Below are 15128 nucleotides of genomic sequence, written 5' to 3' on the forward strand. Positions count from 1 at the left end.
GAGCGCGGGACGGGCTGTCCACCACGGGACCCACAGCAGGGGCAAGCGCCGGGAGGGCGACATGACCGAGACCATGCGCAGTGAGAGCGCGCGGCACATCGAGCGGTTGTACGCCGAGGTGTACAACGCGAACCGCCTCGATCGCATGCCGGAGTTCTACGCGCCGGACATCCTCAACCACGGGGGCGAGGGCGAGGTGGGAGTCGACGCCCTGCGCAACCGGGTGGGGGCCATGTTCATCGCCTTCTCCGACGCCCAGGTCCGCATCGAGCACATGGTGGCGCAGAACGACCGGGTGATGGTGTTCCTGCACTGGACCGGTCATCTCTCGGGCTCGGACCAGGAGTTGTCCCTGCGGACGGCGAACCTGTACCGGGTGACGAACGGGCAGATCGCCGAGCACTGGAGCGTCGTCGACCAGTCCGGGCTGACCCGGTTCGGACTGCCCGCCGGCGACCAGACGCAGCCCGCGGGCAAGCCCGACCCGAACGCGGGCGAAACCGAGCGGGCCAACACACGGACGGTGCTGACGGTCTGGGAGGAGATCATGCAGCAGCACCGGCTGGAACGCGCGGACGACTTCTACCGGCAGGACTACATCCAGCACAACCCCTTCGCGGCGCAGTCCGGGACCGGCCTTCAGGGTATGAAGGACTTCTTCGCCGGGCTGTTCGCCCTGGCCCCCGATCTGACCGGGGAGATCACGCAGGTGGTCGCCGAGGGCGACCGGGTCGCGGTCTTCTGCCTCTGGCGGGGCCACGAGGCCTCCAGCGGCCGGGAGGTGCGGCTGCACACCGCGGACCTGCTGCGGTTGCAGGACGGGCTGATCGCCGAGCACTGGGACGTCATGGACTACTCGGCGGTGGCGCAGTTCGGGGTAACCCCGTAGGAGACTCCGGCCACGCCGCCACGTCAGTCGCCCCCTTCGCCCGGCACCCCCGACCGCACGGTCAGGCGGGCGAAGAGGGGGAAGGGCAGCCAGGGCGCTCCGGTGACGAGGGAACGGCTCACCTCCTGGCCGCGGAACTCGGGGCGGGCCGCCACACCCTGCCGCAGTGGCGCGTCGGACACGGAGCGGAAGTCGAAGACCACGAGCCGGCCGCCGGGACGCAGCACGCGGGCCGCCTCCGCGACGGTGGCGTGCGTGTCGGACCAGTGATGCATGCTGAGGGTCGAGACCACTACGTCGGCGCACGCGTCGGGCAGCGGCAGCCCCGTGCCGTCGGCGAGGTGCACGGTGATGCGGTTCCCGAGCCCGTACCGCTCGGCGTTGTGCCGGGCCCGGCGCACCATCGACGGCGAGATGTCCACGCCGTGCAGGGTGAGGTCGGGGCGGCTGCGGGCGACGCGCAGGAGCAGTCTGCCCGGGCCGGTGCCGATGTCGACAGCGACCCCTGCCCGGGGGGCCCGGCACGTCTCCGTGGCGGCGTGCCGGTACAGGCCGCTCAGGAGCCTGCCGGAGAGCCGGTCGTACGCCTCGCCGCTGATGCCCATCCCGCCCGGGTCCGGACCGGTGCCCCGGTGCGGGGAAGGGTGCCGGTGCTCGGCGATCCGGTGCAGTGAGCGGTGGGCGGCGGCGAGGACGGTACGCATCATGGGGGGCGCTCCCGCTGTTCAGGGGTGGAGCCCCGGGGCGCGCGGTGCGCGCCCCGGGGCAGGGGGGAGGGGGATGGCTTGTTCAGGCCGTGCCGGGCCCCGGCACGGTGGCCGACCCGGAGGTCTGCTCCTGGTCCGATCGGGCGGGTTTGGGGCGGGGCAGCAGCATGATCAGGAGGACCAGCAGGGCCGCGACCGGCACGCCCCAGACGAACACCTCCGGGATCGCGGTGGCGGTGGCCTCGGGGGTGACCGGGCCCTCACCGGTCTCGCGGACGAGCAGGCTGCCGAAGAGGGCGACACCGATGGCCATGCCCAGGCCGCGGATGGACAGGTTGGCGGCGGTGGTCGCGGCGAGGTCCGGCGGTGCCGCGGCGTTCTGGCTGACCACGACCAGGTTCTGCATCAGCAGGCCGAATCCGCAGCCCAGCACCGCCATCTCGGCCGCCACCAGGACGTACGGACTGTCCGCGTCGACCAGGCTCAGCAGCAGGAAGGACACGACCAGTACCACGGCCCCGGTGAGCAGGTACGGCTTGAAGCGACCGCTGGCGCCCGCCTTGCCGCCCGCGACGGCGGAGACCACTACGAACGGGATGAAGTACGGGTTGAGCGCCAGCCCCGCCTCGGTGGCGCTCATGTCGTACGCCGCCTGGAGGAAGGTCGGCATGAACACGATGGAGCCGTACAGGAGCATCCCGAGGACGGCCGTGGCAGGCAGGGTGAGGCGCAGGGTGCGGTTGGTGAACAGCCGCAGCGGCAGCAGCGGGTTGCGGGCGCGGCCCTCCCACCACACGAACAGCGCGACGAGCGCGAGGAACGCCGCCGTCAGCCCGGCGATCTGGCCCGACGCCCAGTCGTACTCGCGTCCGCCCCACTCGGTGATCATGAGCAGGCTGACCACGGCGCCGATGAGCAGCAGCGAACCCGCCAGGTCCACCCGGTCCCGGGCGGCCGCCCGGGGCAGCCGCAGCGCGTAGGCGCACAGGGCGATGGACAGGATGCCGAGCGGGATGTTGACGAAGAAGATCCAGCGCCAGCCGAACGAGTCGGTGACCACTCCGCCGACCAGCGGGCCGCCGACACTGGCCAGTGCGAAGACGGCGCCGGTGGCGCCCTGCACCTTGCCGCGCAGGTGCTGCGGATACAGCTCGGACAGGGCGACGGTGGGGATGACGAAGAGCGCGCCCGCTCCGATGCCCTGGAGCACCCGGGCGGCGATCAGCTGCGGCATGCTCTGGGCCATCCCGCAGAGCAGCGAGGCCACGCAGAACAGGACGACGGCGGCGATGAACACGTTGCGGCGGCCGTAGCGGTCGCTGACCCTGCCGTAGAGGGTGCCGGTCGCCGTGGAGGCCAGGACGTAGGCCGTGACGACCCAGCTGAAGGAAGCGGCTCCGCCGATGTCCGCGGTGATGTCCGGCAGGGCGATGGCGACGACCGTCTGGTCCAGTACGGACAGCAGGATGCCGAGGACGAGACCGGCCGTCGCGAGGGGAACGTTGCTCCCGTGCGCCGGGCCCGGAGCGACGTCCGCCGCCGGGCCGGCGGACGGGTCGCCGGTGGGGGTAGGGGTGCTTTCGGACATGTCCGGTCAGGCCCTCCCAGGCGCGAACGGGTTGGGAAGTTTGAAGTCGACGCTCACCAGGTCCTGGTCGATGACCGTGCCGGCCACGGTTCCGCTGGCGGCGGCCGCGACGACGGCGGCGAGCGGGACCGGCACGGTGGCCCGGCGGGCCATGTCGCCGGCGGCGTACACGCCCGGGACGCTGGTCTGGCCGAACTCGTTGACCTCGACGCAGGCGTCCGGGAAGAGGACGCAGCCGAGCTGCTCGGCGAAGGGTGCCCGCTGACGCAGGGTGGTCTTGATGAAGACGGCGTCCCGCTCCAGGGAGGTGCCGTCCTCGAAGACGATGCGGTGCAGCCGGTCGCCCTCGCCCTCCAGCCGGACCGCCGCCTTGGTGTGGACGGCGATGCGGTTGGCCTCCAGGACGATCTGCATCATGGGGTCGAGCGGCTCGCCACCGGTGCACAGGGCCATGGTGTCGGTGAAACGGCTCAGGTGCAGGGCCAGGCGGACCCGCTCCGGGCCGGCTCCGAGCACCGCTATCCGGGAGCCGCTGGCCTCGTATCCGTGGCAGTACGGGCAGTGGAACGCCGACCTGCCCCACAGCTCGGCCGTGCCGGGCAGGTCGGGCAGCTCGTCGCGCAGGCCGGTGGCGAGCAGCAGCCGGCGTGCCTCGGCCGTGCCGCCGTCCGCGAGGCCGACCTCGAAGTGGTCCTCACCCACGCGGCGCACCGAGGAGACCTCGGTCGCGCGCCGCTCGACCGTCGGGTAGTGGCTCAGGTTCTCCGCGCCCTGCTCCCGCAGGCGCTCCGGCGGCGTTCCGTCATGGGTGATGAAGTTGTGCACGGCCTCCGCGGGAGCGTTGCGCCCCTGGCCGCTGTCGGCGAGCAGCACCGTGCGGTGGGCCCGTCCCAGGGTCAGCGCCGCGGACGTTCCGGCGGGGCCGCCGCCGATGATGATCGTGTCCAGCATGCTCGATTCCGTCCTTTCGCTCCGTACTCGTCCCGAGGCCTCTCGGTCCGCTTGACCTGAACCCAACTCTGCAAGTTAATGTCAACATGAAGTCAAGCGCGGACGAGCAGTCCATGACCATCGGCGAGCTGGCCCAGCGGTTCGGGCTGCGCGCGCACGTCCTGCGGCACTGGGACGCCACGGGCCTGCTGCCGCCCGCGGAGCGGGTCAACGGCCGCCGCCGCTACACCTCGCGTCACATCGCGCGGGTCGCGATGATCGTGCGGGGCAAGGCCGCCGGATTCAGCCTGGAGCAGCTGCGCGCCGTACTGGACGCCCCCAGCCCGGACGAGCGACGGTCGCTGCTGCGCAGGCAGCATGCCGAGCTGGAGAGACGGATCAAGGAGATCGTGGCGTCACGGACGCTGATCGAGCACGCCCTGGACTGCCGGGCGGAGGACTTCACCCAGTGCCCCGGCTTCCGCGGACTGGTGCAGCAGCTCGCGCGCGAGGACGAGGATCCCGCCTGCGCACCGGCCGAGGGCGCGGCGCCCGCCCCGTGGACCACTGAGCACTGACCACTGAGCACCGACCACTGACCACTGAGCAGTGACCACTGAGCCGTGACCGCGGCTGCGCCGGGAGGAGCGGGAAAAGGCCGTCCCGCGCGGGAACCGTCCGCCGTGCCGATCCGACTAGCTGACCATGAATGCAGAACTGCGGCGACGTCCTTTGGCCGGCCACGGCAAAACGGTCGGGTTCGTGCTGGTCCTCGGAGTGCTGGGGGGCCTGTTCTACGGGGTGGGGCAGGCCGTCGGGCCCGTGGCGCCCGAGTCCCGCCCGGGGTGGCACTATCCCAGTGACGACCCCTCCCACGGCGGGCACGCCGGATGACCCCCGGGCCCGGGGCGTTCCCGGCGACACCCTCGCCCACCGGCCACGACGCACCGGTCGACGGGGACGCCGACTCCCTGACCACGACCGACCTCGTGGTCGGCGGCATGACCTGCGCCGCCTGCGTGGCCCGGGTCGAGAAGCGCCTGCACCGGCTGGAGGGGGTCACCTGCGGCGTCAACCTCGCCACCGGCCGTGCCCGCGTGATCCATCCCGCCCGCGTGCCCGTGGAGGACCTCACGGCGGCCGTGCGGCGCGCCGGATACACGGCCGAACCCCTCACGCCCGAGGACACCCCCACCGAGCCCGACGCGTCCGGCTGCCACGACGAGGACTGCGTCAAGGTCGCCCTGATCGCCGTCCTCGCCGTGCCCGTGTTGCTCGTGTCCATGATTCCGGCGCTCCAGTTCCGCAACTGGCAGTGGATCTGCTTCCTGCTGACCACGCCTGTCGCCCTGTGGGGAGCCGACGTCTTCCACCGCCGGGCGCTGCGGGCCCTGCGGCACGCGACCGCCACCATGGACACGCTCGTCAGCCTGGGAGTCGTGGCCTCCTACCTGTGGTCGTGCTACGCGCTGTTCCTGGGCACCGCCGGCACTCCGGGGATGGTCATGCCCTTCTCGTTCGCCACGGACGGGGCGCACGACCACGTCTATCTGGAGGCGACCGTCGGCATCCCCTTGTTCGTGCTGTGCGGAAGGCTGATGGAGGGCCGGGTGCGGCGCAGGACGGGCTCGGCGCTGCACGCGCTCGCCGAGCTCGTGGTCAAGGACGTGACGGTCCTGGACGACGGCCCGCCCGACGGGCCGCCGGTCGAACGACGCATTCCCGCCGACCAGTTGGTGCCGGGCCGGCTGTTCCTGGTCCGGCCGGGGGAACGGGTGGCCGCCGACGGCGTGGTCGTCTCCGGCGGAGCCGCGCTCGATCTGTCCCTGCTGACCGGCGAGAGCGCGCCGATGGAGGCCGGGCCGGGCGACCGGGTCACCGGAGGAACCCTCGGCACCGGCGGGACCCTCGTCGTACGGGCGACGGATGTGGGCGCCGACACCCGGCTCGCGCGCATCACCCGGCTGGTCTGGGAGACACAGGCGGGCAAAGCCAGGGTGCAGCGGCTCGCCGACCGCGTCGCGGGAGTGTTCGTCCCCCTGGTGCTGGCGGTCTCGGCGTCCGTCGTGGGGTTCTGGCTGGGCGCGGGTGCCGGGGCGCAGGGCGCCGTCACCACCGGCGTCGCGGTGCTGGTGGTGGCCTGTCCCTGTGCGCTGGGACTGGCCACGCCCACCGCGCTGCTCGCGGCCACGGGACGCGGAGCGCAGTTCGGGGTGCTGCTGAAGGGCCCCGAGGTGCTGGAACGGCTGCGGACCGTCGACACGGTGGTGCTGGACAAGACCGGAACGCTCACCACGGGTGACATCCGGCTTCTGGACACGGTGACCGTCGAGGGGTGGTCCGCCGCCGGCGTCCTGCGGCTCGCCGCCGCCGTCGAGCAGTTGTCCGAGCACCCCGTCGGCCGTGCCGTCGCCGCGGCCGCGCCCCCGGCGGGCCGTGCCCCGGGTGCCGTCTCCGGGTTCGCCGCGATGACCGGGAGCGGTGTGCGCGGGACCGTGGAGGGTCACGCCCTGTGTCTTCGGCGGATCCCCCGGGACGCGCTCCTGCCCCCGGTCCTGCGGGAGGCCGGCGACAGGGCCGACGCCGCGGGACGTACGGCCGTCCTGGTGGAGGTCGACGGCGCGGGCGTGGCCGTGCTCACGCTCGGGGACACCGTGCGGCCGGGCGGACGGGAACTGGTGGTGCGGCTGCACGCCCTGGGCGTCGAGGTCATGCTGCTGACCGGGGACGGACCCGGTGCCGCCTCCGCGGTCGCACGGGAGCTGGGCATCGACCGGGTGCGGCACTCCGCTTCTCCGGAGGAGAAGGCGGAGGTCGTGGCGGAGCTGCAGGCATCCGGGCGGGTTCCCGCGGTGGTGGGGGACGGGGTCAACGACGCGGCGGCACTGGCCGGTTGTGAGCTCGGCCTCGCCATGGGCACGGGAACGGACGTGGCCATCGGGGCCGCCGCGGTGACGCTGATGCGCACCGACGCGACGGCGGTGGCCGACGCCCTGGAGCTGGCCAGGCGAGCCATGTGGACCATTGGCTCCAACCTGACCTGGGCGTTCACGTACAACGTTCTCCTCATCCCGATCGCGGCCGCCGGCATGCTCAACCCGATGCTCGCCGCCGTGGCCATGTCCGCGAGTTCGCTGCTGGTCGTCGGCAACAGCCTGCGGCTGCGGTCCTGGCGCCCGGCCGGGAAGCACGGCGCGTCCCGGGCCTGAGGGGGATCAGGCCTGCGCGGGAAGCAGGCCCTCCTTGAGCGCGGTCACCACGGCCAGCGTCCGGTTGGGGCTGTTGAGCTTCGCCAGTACGTTGGCCACGTGCCGTTTGGCGCCGTGCTCCGAGATACTGAGCCGGCGGGCTATCTGTTTGTTGCTCAGCCCGTCCCCGACCAGCGAGAGCACCTGCTGCTCCCGGGGCGTCAGGGACACCGGACGCGGAGCCTTGGTGCCGTTGCGTTCGCGCACCTGGGACAGCAGCTCGCGGGCGAGCGTCGAGGGCATGGACAGTTCGCCGTCGCTGATCCGGCGCAGCGCGTCGGCCAGGGCGTTGCGGGTCAGCTCCGACTGCACGAGGAACCCGTCGACGGGCAGCGAGGCGGCGCGGACGATCGTGTGCTGGGACGCGCTCTCCAGCAGGAACAGCACCTTGACGTGCATCGCGGCGAGTTGACGGAGTGGCTCTTCCTGCTGGGCCATGTCATGCCCTGGACAGGACATGATCAGCACGTTTACGGCGGTCCGTTGCAGGTGCTCCACGAGTTCTTCGAACGAGTCGGCCTCGATCAGGTGCCTGACCCTGAGCGAGTCCAGCATCGTGCGCAGTCCGAACCTCGCCACTTCGTTCGGCACGAAGAGCGCGATGTCCAGTCCGTCCTGGGCGGGGGGTGCGTACTCGAGTGCGCTGGTGCGGCCTGTCTCGGTCACGACGTCTTCTCCTGGGGGGATGAGGCAGAAGGTTGTTCCGCTGGGCGGAGTCGCGCGGAAAGCTGTCGTCGGAGCGGACCGCCACGTCGCCACGGCGCCGGTCATGTCCGGTCGCGGCCGGAGCACTGCCGGTGTACCGCGGACGACCGTGCACGGTTCACGGGTCACGATTCACGTGTGGCTACTATGCCGGGCTAGTAGATCGGGTCGACAGTAGTTCACGCCCGGGCCCGGAGCAACGGAGTGAAACACGCCACTTCTCTTGCCCCGGTCACACCCGCGACACCGCCGACCCTGACCGATCAGGCACCCTCGGACGGCGTCTCCCAAGGACCGACGCGGGCCGGCGGCCGTCCGCATAGCGTGGGGCAGCGCCCGGTGCTCCCCGCTACCGAGAGGCCCCGCCCCATGACCGCCGAAGTGCCAGGAACCGAACCGCAGTCGATACCCGACCTGCTGCGCCGCTCGGCGCGCCGCGGAGGCTCGCTCACCGTGCTCGACCGGTCCATGCGGCCGACCCGCCTCACCCTGACCGAACTCGACGACCTCTCCACCGCCGTCGCCGCCAGGCTGCACCACACGGGCGTCCGCCCCGGCGACCGCGTCTGCGTGCTCGCGCCCACCTCGCCGGCGCTCCTGCTGAACCTCTTCGGACTGTGGCGGCTCGGCGCCGTGCCCGTGGTGCTGCCGCACGAACGGCCGGAGCCAGCGGGCTCCTCCGGAGGACTGCTCGCCCAGCGCGTCGTCGTCTCCGGTGCCCACCTCGTCCTCACGGACCGGCCGGACCGGTTGAGCACCCGGGTGCCGGCCGGCTGCCGGGTACTGGCGCTCGACGCCACGCTCTCCGGACCGCAGGGCCCCGAGCCCCCGATGCCCGACGGCCGTGCCCTCGGCCTCCTCCAGTTCACCTCGGGAACCACCGGTTCGTCCAAGGCCGTCCCGGTACGCCAGGGGCAGCTGGTCGGAAACGTCCGCGCGTGCATGGCCGGGCTGGGGATGCGCCCCGGGCACACCTACGTGAGCTGGCTGCCCTTCTACCACGACATGGGCATCGTCTCGGTGGTCGGCCTCCTCGCGCACGGCGTGCACACCGTCGTGCTGCCCACCGAGACCTTCCTCGGCCGGCCGTCGAGCTGGCTGGAGACGGTCGCCGCGTACCGCGCCGAGATCACCGCCGCCCCCAACTCGGCCTACCGGCTCGCCGTGCGCGCCCAGCAGCTGCGCCCCGCGGCCCTCGATCTGTCCCGGCTGCGGGTGGCCATCAACGGCGCCGAACCGGTCACCGCCGACACGGTGGAGGAGACCGTGCGCCTGCTGGGCAAGAGCGGGATGCCCGCCGAGGCGCTCTGCCCCACCTACGGCATGGCCGAGACCACACTGGTCGTGACCGCGGCGTCCGCCACCGCGGCGGTCCGCGTGCTCGACCCCGGCCTGGCGCCCCGTCAGACCGGCGGTCACGAACTGCCTGCCCGCCCGCTGGTCTCCTGCGGGAGCCCGCTGCCGGGAACCGCCGTCACGGTGCACGGCCCGGGCGGCGACCGGCTCCCCGACGGACAGGTCGGCGAAGTACGCGTGAGCGGCCCCGGCGTGACCGACGGCTACTGGACCGGGCCCGACGCACCCCTCGACGGCCTGGGGCGGCTCGTCGGCGACCACATGGACACCGGGGACCTCGGCTTTCTCCACGAGGGCGAGCTGTACATCTGCGGCCGGGTCAAAGACATGATCATCGTGGGGGGACGCAACCTCTACCCCGAGGACTACGAGATCACGGCCGAGGCGGTCCCTGGGGTGCGCGGCGGCAACGTCATCGCGTTCTCCCTGCCCGACCAGGAGCGCATGGTCGTCGTCGCCGAGGGCACCGGCGGCACCGCGAGCCAGGACCGACTCGCCCACGACCTGTTCGAGCGGCTGCGGACGGCGGCCCAGCATGCCCCGGCCGAAGTCGTGCTCGTCCGCCCCACCACCCTGCCGAAGACCTCCTCGGGCAAGAAGCGGCGCGGCGCCTGCCGCGACCGGTACCTCGCCGGCCAACTCGACGTGGTGGCCACCGCCCGCTGACTCCCGCCACAGGCGGAAGCCGCCCCGCCGGTGGGCAGACCCGGCAGGGCGGCTTCATCCACGAACGGGCCGGGGCCCGCGCGCCTCACCGCACGTCGTCGACCGGCACGTCGTCGACGAAGCTGCTGGAGACCTGGGCGGCCAGTGACACCAGTTCGTCGGTCGCCCGCACGTACTTCAGCAGCGTGGGCAGATGCCCCGTCACCATCAGGTCGCCGTCCAGCATCCCCTCGATGGGGTCCGTCTCGCCCTCGATGACGCTCTTCCACACGGAGTACGGCGCTCTGATCACGAACGTCGTGTCGCCCGCCCCCTCCCGGCCCACGTCGTAGGTGGCGGACTTGCACCTGCCCTCACCGAACTCCGTGTGGCACCAGACGTCGGTCAGCAGTCCTCGCTCCTCCTCCGCCTCGAAGACGAAGGCGATCTCGGCCTGGAACGTGCGCGCCGCCTCCTCGAACTCCTCCGAGGAATTGATCAGTCCGACATACGAGTTCAGCCAGTCTGCGCTGGGAAAGACACTCACGGCATCCCCTCAATACGGTTCGGAGCCACCGTTGTACCCGGGTCCGGAAGCCGATCCCAGATCCAACCGGACGCCCGAGTCACAGCACGCTCGACGGGCCCGATCGGCCACCTAGGACGGACTGCGCGCGGCGCACGAACGACGCTCCGAAACAGCGCTGTTCAGGGCCGGACCGAGGCAAGACGCTGAACGGCATGTCCATCATCGAGGCCCAGGGCCTCCACAAGGCGTTCGACGACGGCACGGTGGCAGTGGACGGGGTCGACTTCGAGGTGGCCGAGGGAGAGGTGTTCGGCTTCCTCGGCCGCAACGGAGCGGGCAAGACGACCACCGTCCGTATCCTGACCACGCTCACGCGCGCGACATCCGGCCGGGCCAGGGTCCTGGGACTCGATGTCGACAAGCACCGGTCCAAGGTGCGCGACCGCATCGGCCTCTCGCTCCAGCAAGCCGCGCTCGACCCCCTCATGACCGGCCGTGAGCACCTGGAGCTGATCGGCTCCCTGCGCCGGATGGGCTCCGCCAGGCGCACCGCACGCATCGGAGAACTGCTCACCGGCTTCGGTCTCACCGAGGTGGCCGACCGGCTGGTGGCCACCTACACGGTGGGCATGCGGCGCCGGCTCGACGCGACCCTCGCCCTGCTGCACGCTCCGCAGCTGCTCTTTCTGGACGAACCGACCACGGGCCTCGACCCGCAGAGCCGTCGGGCCCTGTGGGACTTCGTCCGCGGCTACCGGCGCGACGGCGGCACCGTCTTCCTGACCACCCAGTACCTCGACGAGGCCGACGAGTTGTGCGACCGCATCGCCATTCTCGACAAGGGGGCGGTCGCCGTGATCGACACCCCGCAGGACCTCAAGAAGGGCATCGGCGGCAAGGTCCTCACCCTGCCCGTCGCCCCCGAAGCCCGCGAACTGGCCGCCTCCGCCGTCGGCGACGCGGCCGTCCGGCTGGACGACGGAGTCCTCCGCGTCGACCTGCCGGCCGGTGACGACGTCCTGCCGTCCCTGCTCAAGCGCCTCGCCGACGGCGGCGTCCCGCTGTCCGGAGTCACCGTCACCGACCCGACCATCGAGGAGGTCTTCATCCGCCTGACCGGCGAAGGCCTGGAACGCGGCAAGGGCAACGACGCCAACGTCGGCGCGGCCGCCCTCGCCAGGACCGTCGGCACCGGCCGGGGAGGCATCTGATGACCGCGTTCTCCGGCACCCTCGCCCTGCTCAACCGCAATCTCCGCGAGGGCCTGCGCAGCCCCGTGATCGCCTTCGTCTTCCCCGTCCTCTTCCCGCTGTTCCTCATCACCCTCGTGGCGTCCAGCTACGAGCGCATGGCCTTCATCCCGGGCTTCCCCGTCACCCCCTACGCCGCCTACATGGCGCCCGGCCTGCTGCTGTTCACCGGCATGATGGGCTCCGGCTACTCGGCCACCGCTCTGGTCCTCGACGCGCAGAGCGGCTTCCTCGACCGGCTGCGGCTCCAGCCCGTGCGCCCCTCGGCCCTGCTGCTGTCCAGGCTGCTGTTCGACGCCATCCGGGTGGTGCCCGCCGGCCTCGTGGTCCTCGGCGTCAGCGTGCTGCTCGGTGCCCGCGTCGACACGGGTGCGACGGGCGTCGTCCTGCTCCTTCTGCTCTCCTCCCTCTGGTCGGTCGCCTACGGCGGGATCTTCTACGTCGTCGCGCTGCGCACGCGCAATCCGCAGGCGCCGCTGGCCATGGCGCCGCTGTCGGTGCTGCTGCTCTTCGCCAGCCCCGCGGCGGCCCCGCCGTACCTCCTGCAGTCATGGCTGGCCACGCTCACCACATGGAATCCGTTCACCTACGTCATCGAGGGCATCCGCGCCCTGATGACGGGCCCGGAGAGCGGCACCGTCACCGAGGCGCTGCTGAAGGCCGTGGCGGTGCTCGTCGGACTCACCGTCGTGACCCAGATCTTCGTCGTCCCGTCCTTCACCCGTCTGGTGGGCGACTGAGCCAGGCCGCCGCCCCCTCCGTCCGCAGAGGAGTACTCCGTCATGCTGTTGTACTGCTTCCCACATGCCGGCGGTGCCGACTCGCCGTACCGTTCGTGGGGCGACCGGCTCGCCCCGGTGGAGGTGCGGGTCCTCGGCCGCGGCGCCCGCCTTCCCGGGCGGGCGGCCACGACGCCGGACTCGGTGGCCGCCCTGGCCGAGGCGTGCGCCGACCACCTGGCGGCCGAGCGCCGCCCCTACGCGTTCCTCGGCCACAGCCTCGGCGCGCTGATCGCCTTCGAAACAGCCCGGTCCCTGCGAGCCCGCGGCGGCCCGGGCCCGGCGGTGCTGTTCGCCACGGGCCACGTGGCGCCCCATCTGCCGTCGCCGGGACGAAAGCTGGCCGAGCTGCCCACGCCCGAGTTCTGGGCGGAGGTGTGCGCGCTCGGCGGGACCGCGCCGGAACTCCTCGACCACGCCGCGCTGCGCGAGGCGGCCGAACCCGGCCTGCGGGCGGAGTTCCGCGCTTCCGAGAACTACCGGTACATCCCCGGACGCCCCCTGGACTGCCGGATCGTGGCCCTCGCCGGTACCGACGACGACCGGGCACCCGCCGACCAGTGCGCCCCCTGGCGGCTGCACACCACGGGCAGCTTCGCCCAGCACACCGTGTCCGGCGGCCACTTCTTCGTCGCGGACAACCCCGAGCCCGTACTGCGGACGGTGCGCGAGGAGGCCGCCGCTCCGGCACGGTGACCACCGCGCGCACGCCGCGGCGGGGGGGCCCCCCCCCCCGGGGGGGGCCCCCCCGGGGGGGGCGGGGGGGGGCCCCCGCGGGGGTGAGGGGGGGCCGGCGCCCCCCCCCCCCCCCGGGGCCCCCCCGCCCCCCCCCCGGGGGGGGCCCCCCCCCCCCCGGGGGGGGCCCCCGCCGCGGCGTGCGCGGGGAATCAGACCTTGGGTGTCCGGGACTCCAGGGAGTACGACGCCTCGATGCGGTAGGTGCCCTTGTTGCCGCCGCCGCGGTCCACGTTCACGTCCGCCGACCTGACGACCTTCAGGTACAGGCCGTCCGCCTTGTCGAACCAGACGTCCGCCACGGCGTCACCGTCGAGACCGTCGCCCCTCACGTAGCTGTCGATCCGTACATGGTGGGCCGGCCGGACCTCGCCCCCCACCGTGACGGTCTCGTCGCCGATGTATTTGATCTTGATGGCGGCCCTGTTGCCGTGCGCGACGCAGATGGTCTCCTCCTTCCCTCCGGCCCGCACCGCGTCCCCGCCCACCTGGACCATGGCCGGATTGCACTTGTGGGCCTCGTCGCCCTCGATGCCCGCGAAGCTCACCTTCTGCATGTGGGCGAGACACAGGTACTCGCCCTGACCGCTGCACTGCCGGTGGGCGTCGGTGTGTTCCTCGATCGGGGTGAAGTACAGCTCCCACACACAACCGGAGGCGTGCAGGACCCGGGCGTAGGTCTCCTTGGGGAAGGGACGCTCGTACTTGTCGCCGTCGTAGATGATCGAGTCCGCGCCGTCGGTCCGGTAGGTGTAGACGCCGGCCTTCGGTTTGCTGAACCCCTTGATCTCCTTGCTGGGCGACACCGGGTGCGAGATCTGCCCCAGGTCGTCCCGGAGAGCCGAAGGGTGATCGCGGTACTTCTTGAGCGCCTCGGTGAGCGTCACGGGTGTTCCCTCGGGCGTGATGGCCTGGGTGCGGTTCGCGACGATGAACGCTCCGGCCGCGATGAGCACGGCCAGAATCGGCACCAGGCGCAGCAGGGTGCGCCGCACTTGCCGGTTGGTTGAGCGAGACGGGCCTTCCACAGTCGCTCCTTCGACGGTCGGGAAATCCCCAGCACCGTCCCCCGTCGGACGCGGCCCGCCCACCCCAGCACGACGTGTCCGAAGAGCCCTGCCCTTGGCCCCCTCGAAAGAGCACGGTACGCGTCCCCGGCCGCCCGCCCTTCCCGCCAGCCCTTCAGGGCTGTCGGAGTCCTCGTCGGCGCGTGAGCCTGGCCGGGACTCGCATGCCCGCGAGCCCGCAGCCGCAGGCGGCGCTCCGCTCGCGGCCGGCGGGTGGCCCGGGCCCCGTCCCGCATCGTCATCCGGAGGACCCAGTGCACCCGACCAGCAACGGCAACGCCGGCACGCGCTCCCTCGACCGCGGCACCCTGCTCGCCCTCTCACCGGCAGACCGGATGCGGGACATCAGCGACTACCTGCGGGACTGCCACCGCCGGATCACCGGCCGGGAGGCACCCGCCGACCTCGACACCTCCGTGTTCCTGGAATCCCTCCAGGCCACCGAACTGCAGATCACGATCGAGGCCGAGCTGAACGTGTCCGTCCCGCTCACCGAACTCGTCGCCATGCCCAGTCTCCGCGCCCTCGCCGAGGCCGTCGACCACGCCCTCGTCTCCGCCTCCGAGGCACCTCTCGCCGAGACCGAGAGGGAGCTGACCCTGCGTCCCGATGTGGCGGGGTGGGGTGAGCCGTTCGGGCTGACGGATGTGCAGCATGCGTATTGGCTGGGGCGGTCGGGGTTGTTCGAGTTGGGTGATGT

14 protein-coding genes are annotated in these 15128 nt (G+C 72.2%); 8 read left to right on the top strand and 6 right to left on the bottom strand.

Going from position 1 to position 15128, the window contains the following annotated elements; translation table 11 throughout:
* Positions 1-61: 61 nt before the first annotated feature.
* The gene (locus ACFYZ3_RS30075; RefSeq protein ID WP_388524162.1) at positions 62-889 is read left to right on the top strand and encodes an ester cyclase; all 828 of its coding nucleotides are present in this window, start codon (positions 62-64) and stop codon (positions 887-889) included.
* A 23-nt stretch (positions 890-912) separates the two neighbouring features.
* Here the strand turns inward: ACFYZ3_RS30075 and ACFYZ3_RS30080 are convergent, their stop codons facing one another.
* The 3 genes from ACFYZ3_RS30080 to ACFYZ3_RS30090 all read right to left on the bottom strand — a co-directional run bounded on the left by ACFYZ3_RS30080 (position 913) and on the right by ACFYZ3_RS30090 (position 4135).
* Positions 913-1596 (bottom strand): class I SAM-dependent methyltransferase, encoded by a 684-nt coding sequence (locus ACFYZ3_RS30080; RefSeq protein ID WP_388524165.1) that lies wholly within the window; start codon positions 1594-1596, stop codon positions 913-915.
* Between the two features lie 82 nt (positions 1597-1678).
* Positions 1679-3184 (bottom strand): DHA2 family efflux MFS transporter permease subunit, encoded by a 1506-nt coding sequence (locus tag ACFYZ3_RS30085; protein WP_388524167.1) that lies wholly within the window; start codon positions 3182-3184, stop codon positions 1679-1681.
* A 6-nt stretch (positions 3185-3190) separates the two neighbouring features.
* Complete coding sequence (locus ACFYZ3_RS30090; RefSeq protein ID WP_388524169.1) at positions 3191-4135, bottom strand: NAD(P)/FAD-dependent oxidoreductase; 945 nt, start codon at positions 4133-4135, stop codon at positions 3191-3193.
* A gap of 86 nt (positions 4136-4221) precedes the next feature.
* Between ACFYZ3_RS30090 and ACFYZ3_RS30095 the strand changes: the two genes are divergently transcribed.
* Both ACFYZ3_RS30095 and ACFYZ3_RS30100 read left to right on the top strand, forming a co-directional pair.
* Positions 4222-4692 carry a MerR family transcriptional regulator gene (locus tag ACFYZ3_RS30095; RefSeq protein ID WP_388524171.1) on the top strand — a complete coding sequence of 157 codons (471 nt, stop codon included), beginning with the start codon at positions 4222-4224 and terminating at the stop codon, positions 4690-4692.
* Positions 4693-5004: 312 nt separating this feature from the next.
* Positions 5005-7323, top strand: coding sequence for a heavy metal translocating P-type ATPase (locus ACFYZ3_RS30100; protein ID WP_388524173.1), 2319 nt, complete (start codon positions 5005-5007; stop codon positions 7321-7323).
* Positions 7324-7329: 6 nt separating this feature from the next.
* Here ACFYZ3_RS30100 and ACFYZ3_RS30105 read toward each other — a convergent pair whose 3' ends face one another.
* On the bottom strand, positions 7330-8028 hold the full coding sequence (locus ACFYZ3_RS30105; RefSeq protein WP_388524175.1) for a response regulator transcription factor: 699 nt from the start codon (positions 8026-8028) through the stop codon (positions 7330-7332).
* Between the two features lie 408 nt (positions 8029-8436).
* Here ACFYZ3_RS30105 and ACFYZ3_RS30110 point away from each other — a divergent pair, with 408 nt between their 5' ends.
* The gene (locus ACFYZ3_RS30110) at positions 8437-10089 is read left to right on the top strand and encodes an AMP-binding protein (RefSeq protein WP_388524178.1); all 1653 of its coding nucleotides are present in this window, start codon (positions 8437-8439) and stop codon (positions 10087-10089) included.
* An 85-nt stretch (positions 10090-10174) separates the two neighbouring features.
* Here ACFYZ3_RS30110 and ACFYZ3_RS30115 read toward each other — a convergent pair whose 3' ends face one another.
* Positions 10175-10615 carry an SCP2 sterol-binding domain-containing protein gene (locus ACFYZ3_RS30115; protein ID WP_388524181.1) on the bottom strand — a complete coding sequence of 147 codons (441 nt, stop codon included), beginning with the start codon at positions 10613-10615 and terminating at the stop codon, positions 10175-10177.
* A 194-nt stretch (positions 10616-10809) separates the two neighbouring features.
* Between ACFYZ3_RS30115 and ACFYZ3_RS30120 the strand changes: the two genes are divergently transcribed.
* Genes ACFYZ3_RS30120 through ACFYZ3_RS30130 form a run of 3 tightly spaced genes read left to right on the top strand, consistent with a single transcriptional unit; the run spans position 10810 to position 13322 of the window.
* A complete protein-coding gene (locus ACFYZ3_RS30120) occupies positions 10810-11808 on the top strand; it encodes an ATP-binding cassette domain-containing protein (protein WP_388524184.1) in 999 nt (332 codons plus the stop codon).
* Positions 11808-12587, top strand: coding sequence for an ABC transporter permease (locus ACFYZ3_RS30125; protein WP_388524187.1), 780 nt, complete (start codon positions 11808-11810; stop codon positions 12585-12587). Before ACFYZ3_RS30120 ends, ACFYZ3_RS30125 begins: the two co-directional genes overlap by 1 nt.
* 42 nt (positions 12588-12629) lie before the next feature.
* Positions 12630-13322 (top strand): thioesterase II family protein, encoded by a 693-nt coding sequence (locus ACFYZ3_RS30130; protein ID WP_388524190.1) that lies wholly within the window; start codon positions 12630-12632, stop codon positions 13320-13322.
* Positions 13323-13513: 191 nt separating this feature from the next.
* Here the strand turns inward: ACFYZ3_RS30130 and ACFYZ3_RS30135 are convergent, their stop codons facing one another.
* Positions 13514-14356, bottom strand: coding sequence for a hypothetical protein (locus ACFYZ3_RS30135; RefSeq protein WP_388524193.1), 843 nt, complete (start codon positions 14354-14356; stop codon positions 13514-13516).
* A gap of 326 nt (positions 14357-14682) precedes the next feature.
* Here ACFYZ3_RS30135 and ACFYZ3_RS30140 point away from each other — a divergent pair.
* Positions 14683-15128: phosphopantetheine-binding protein (locus tag ACFYZ3_RS30140; RefSeq protein WP_388524196.1), on the top strand; the 446-nt coding region annotated here is incomplete at its 3' end.

Source organism: Streptomyces sp. NPDC001599 (assembly GCF_042893535.1).
Lineage (GTDB): Bacteria > Actinomycetota > Actinomycetes > Streptomycetales > Streptomycetaceae > Streptomyces.

Excerpts from the sequence above, each read along its gene's own strand:
- ACFYZ3_RS30085 (WP_388524167.1), bottom strand. The coding sequence starts at position 3,184 with ATGTCCGAAAGCACCCCTACCCCCACCGGCGACCCGTCCGCCGGCCCG.
- ACFYZ3_RS30120 (WP_388524184.1), top strand. The coding sequence starts at position 10,810 with ATGTCCATCATCGAGGCCCAGGGCCTCCACAAGGCGTTCGACGACGGC.
- ACFYZ3_RS30130 (WP_388524190.1), top strand. The coding sequence starts at position 12,630 with ATGCTGTTGTACTGCTTCCCACATGCCGGCGGTGCCGACTCGCCGTAC.
- ACFYZ3_RS30110 (WP_388524178.1), top strand. The coding sequence starts at position 8,437 with ATGACCGCCGAAGTGCCAGGAACCGAACCGCAGTCGATACCCGACCTG.
- ACFYZ3_RS30100 (WP_388524173.1), top strand. The coding sequence starts at position 5,005 with ATGACCCCCGGGCCCGGGGCGTTCCCGGCGACACCCTCGCCCACCGGC.
- ACFYZ3_RS30095 (WP_388524171.1), top strand. The coding sequence starts at position 4,222 with ATGAAGTCAAGCGCGGACGAGCAGTCCATGACCATCGGCGAGCTGGCC.
- ACFYZ3_RS30125 (WP_388524187.1), top strand. The coding sequence starts at position 11,808 with ATGACCGCGTTCTCCGGCACCCTCGCCCTGCTCAACCGCAATCTCCGC.
- ACFYZ3_RS30075 (WP_388524162.1), top strand. The coding sequence starts at position 62 with ATGACCGAGACCATGCGCAGTGAGAGCGCGCGGCACATCGAGCGGTTG.
- ACFYZ3_RS30090 (WP_388524169.1), bottom strand. The coding sequence starts at position 4,135 with ATGCTGGACACGATCATCATCGGCGGCGGCCCCGCCGGAACGTCCGCG.
- ACFYZ3_RS30080 (WP_388524165.1), bottom strand. The coding sequence starts at position 1,596 with ATGATGCGTACCGTCCTCGCCGCCGCCCACCGCTCACTGCACCGGATC.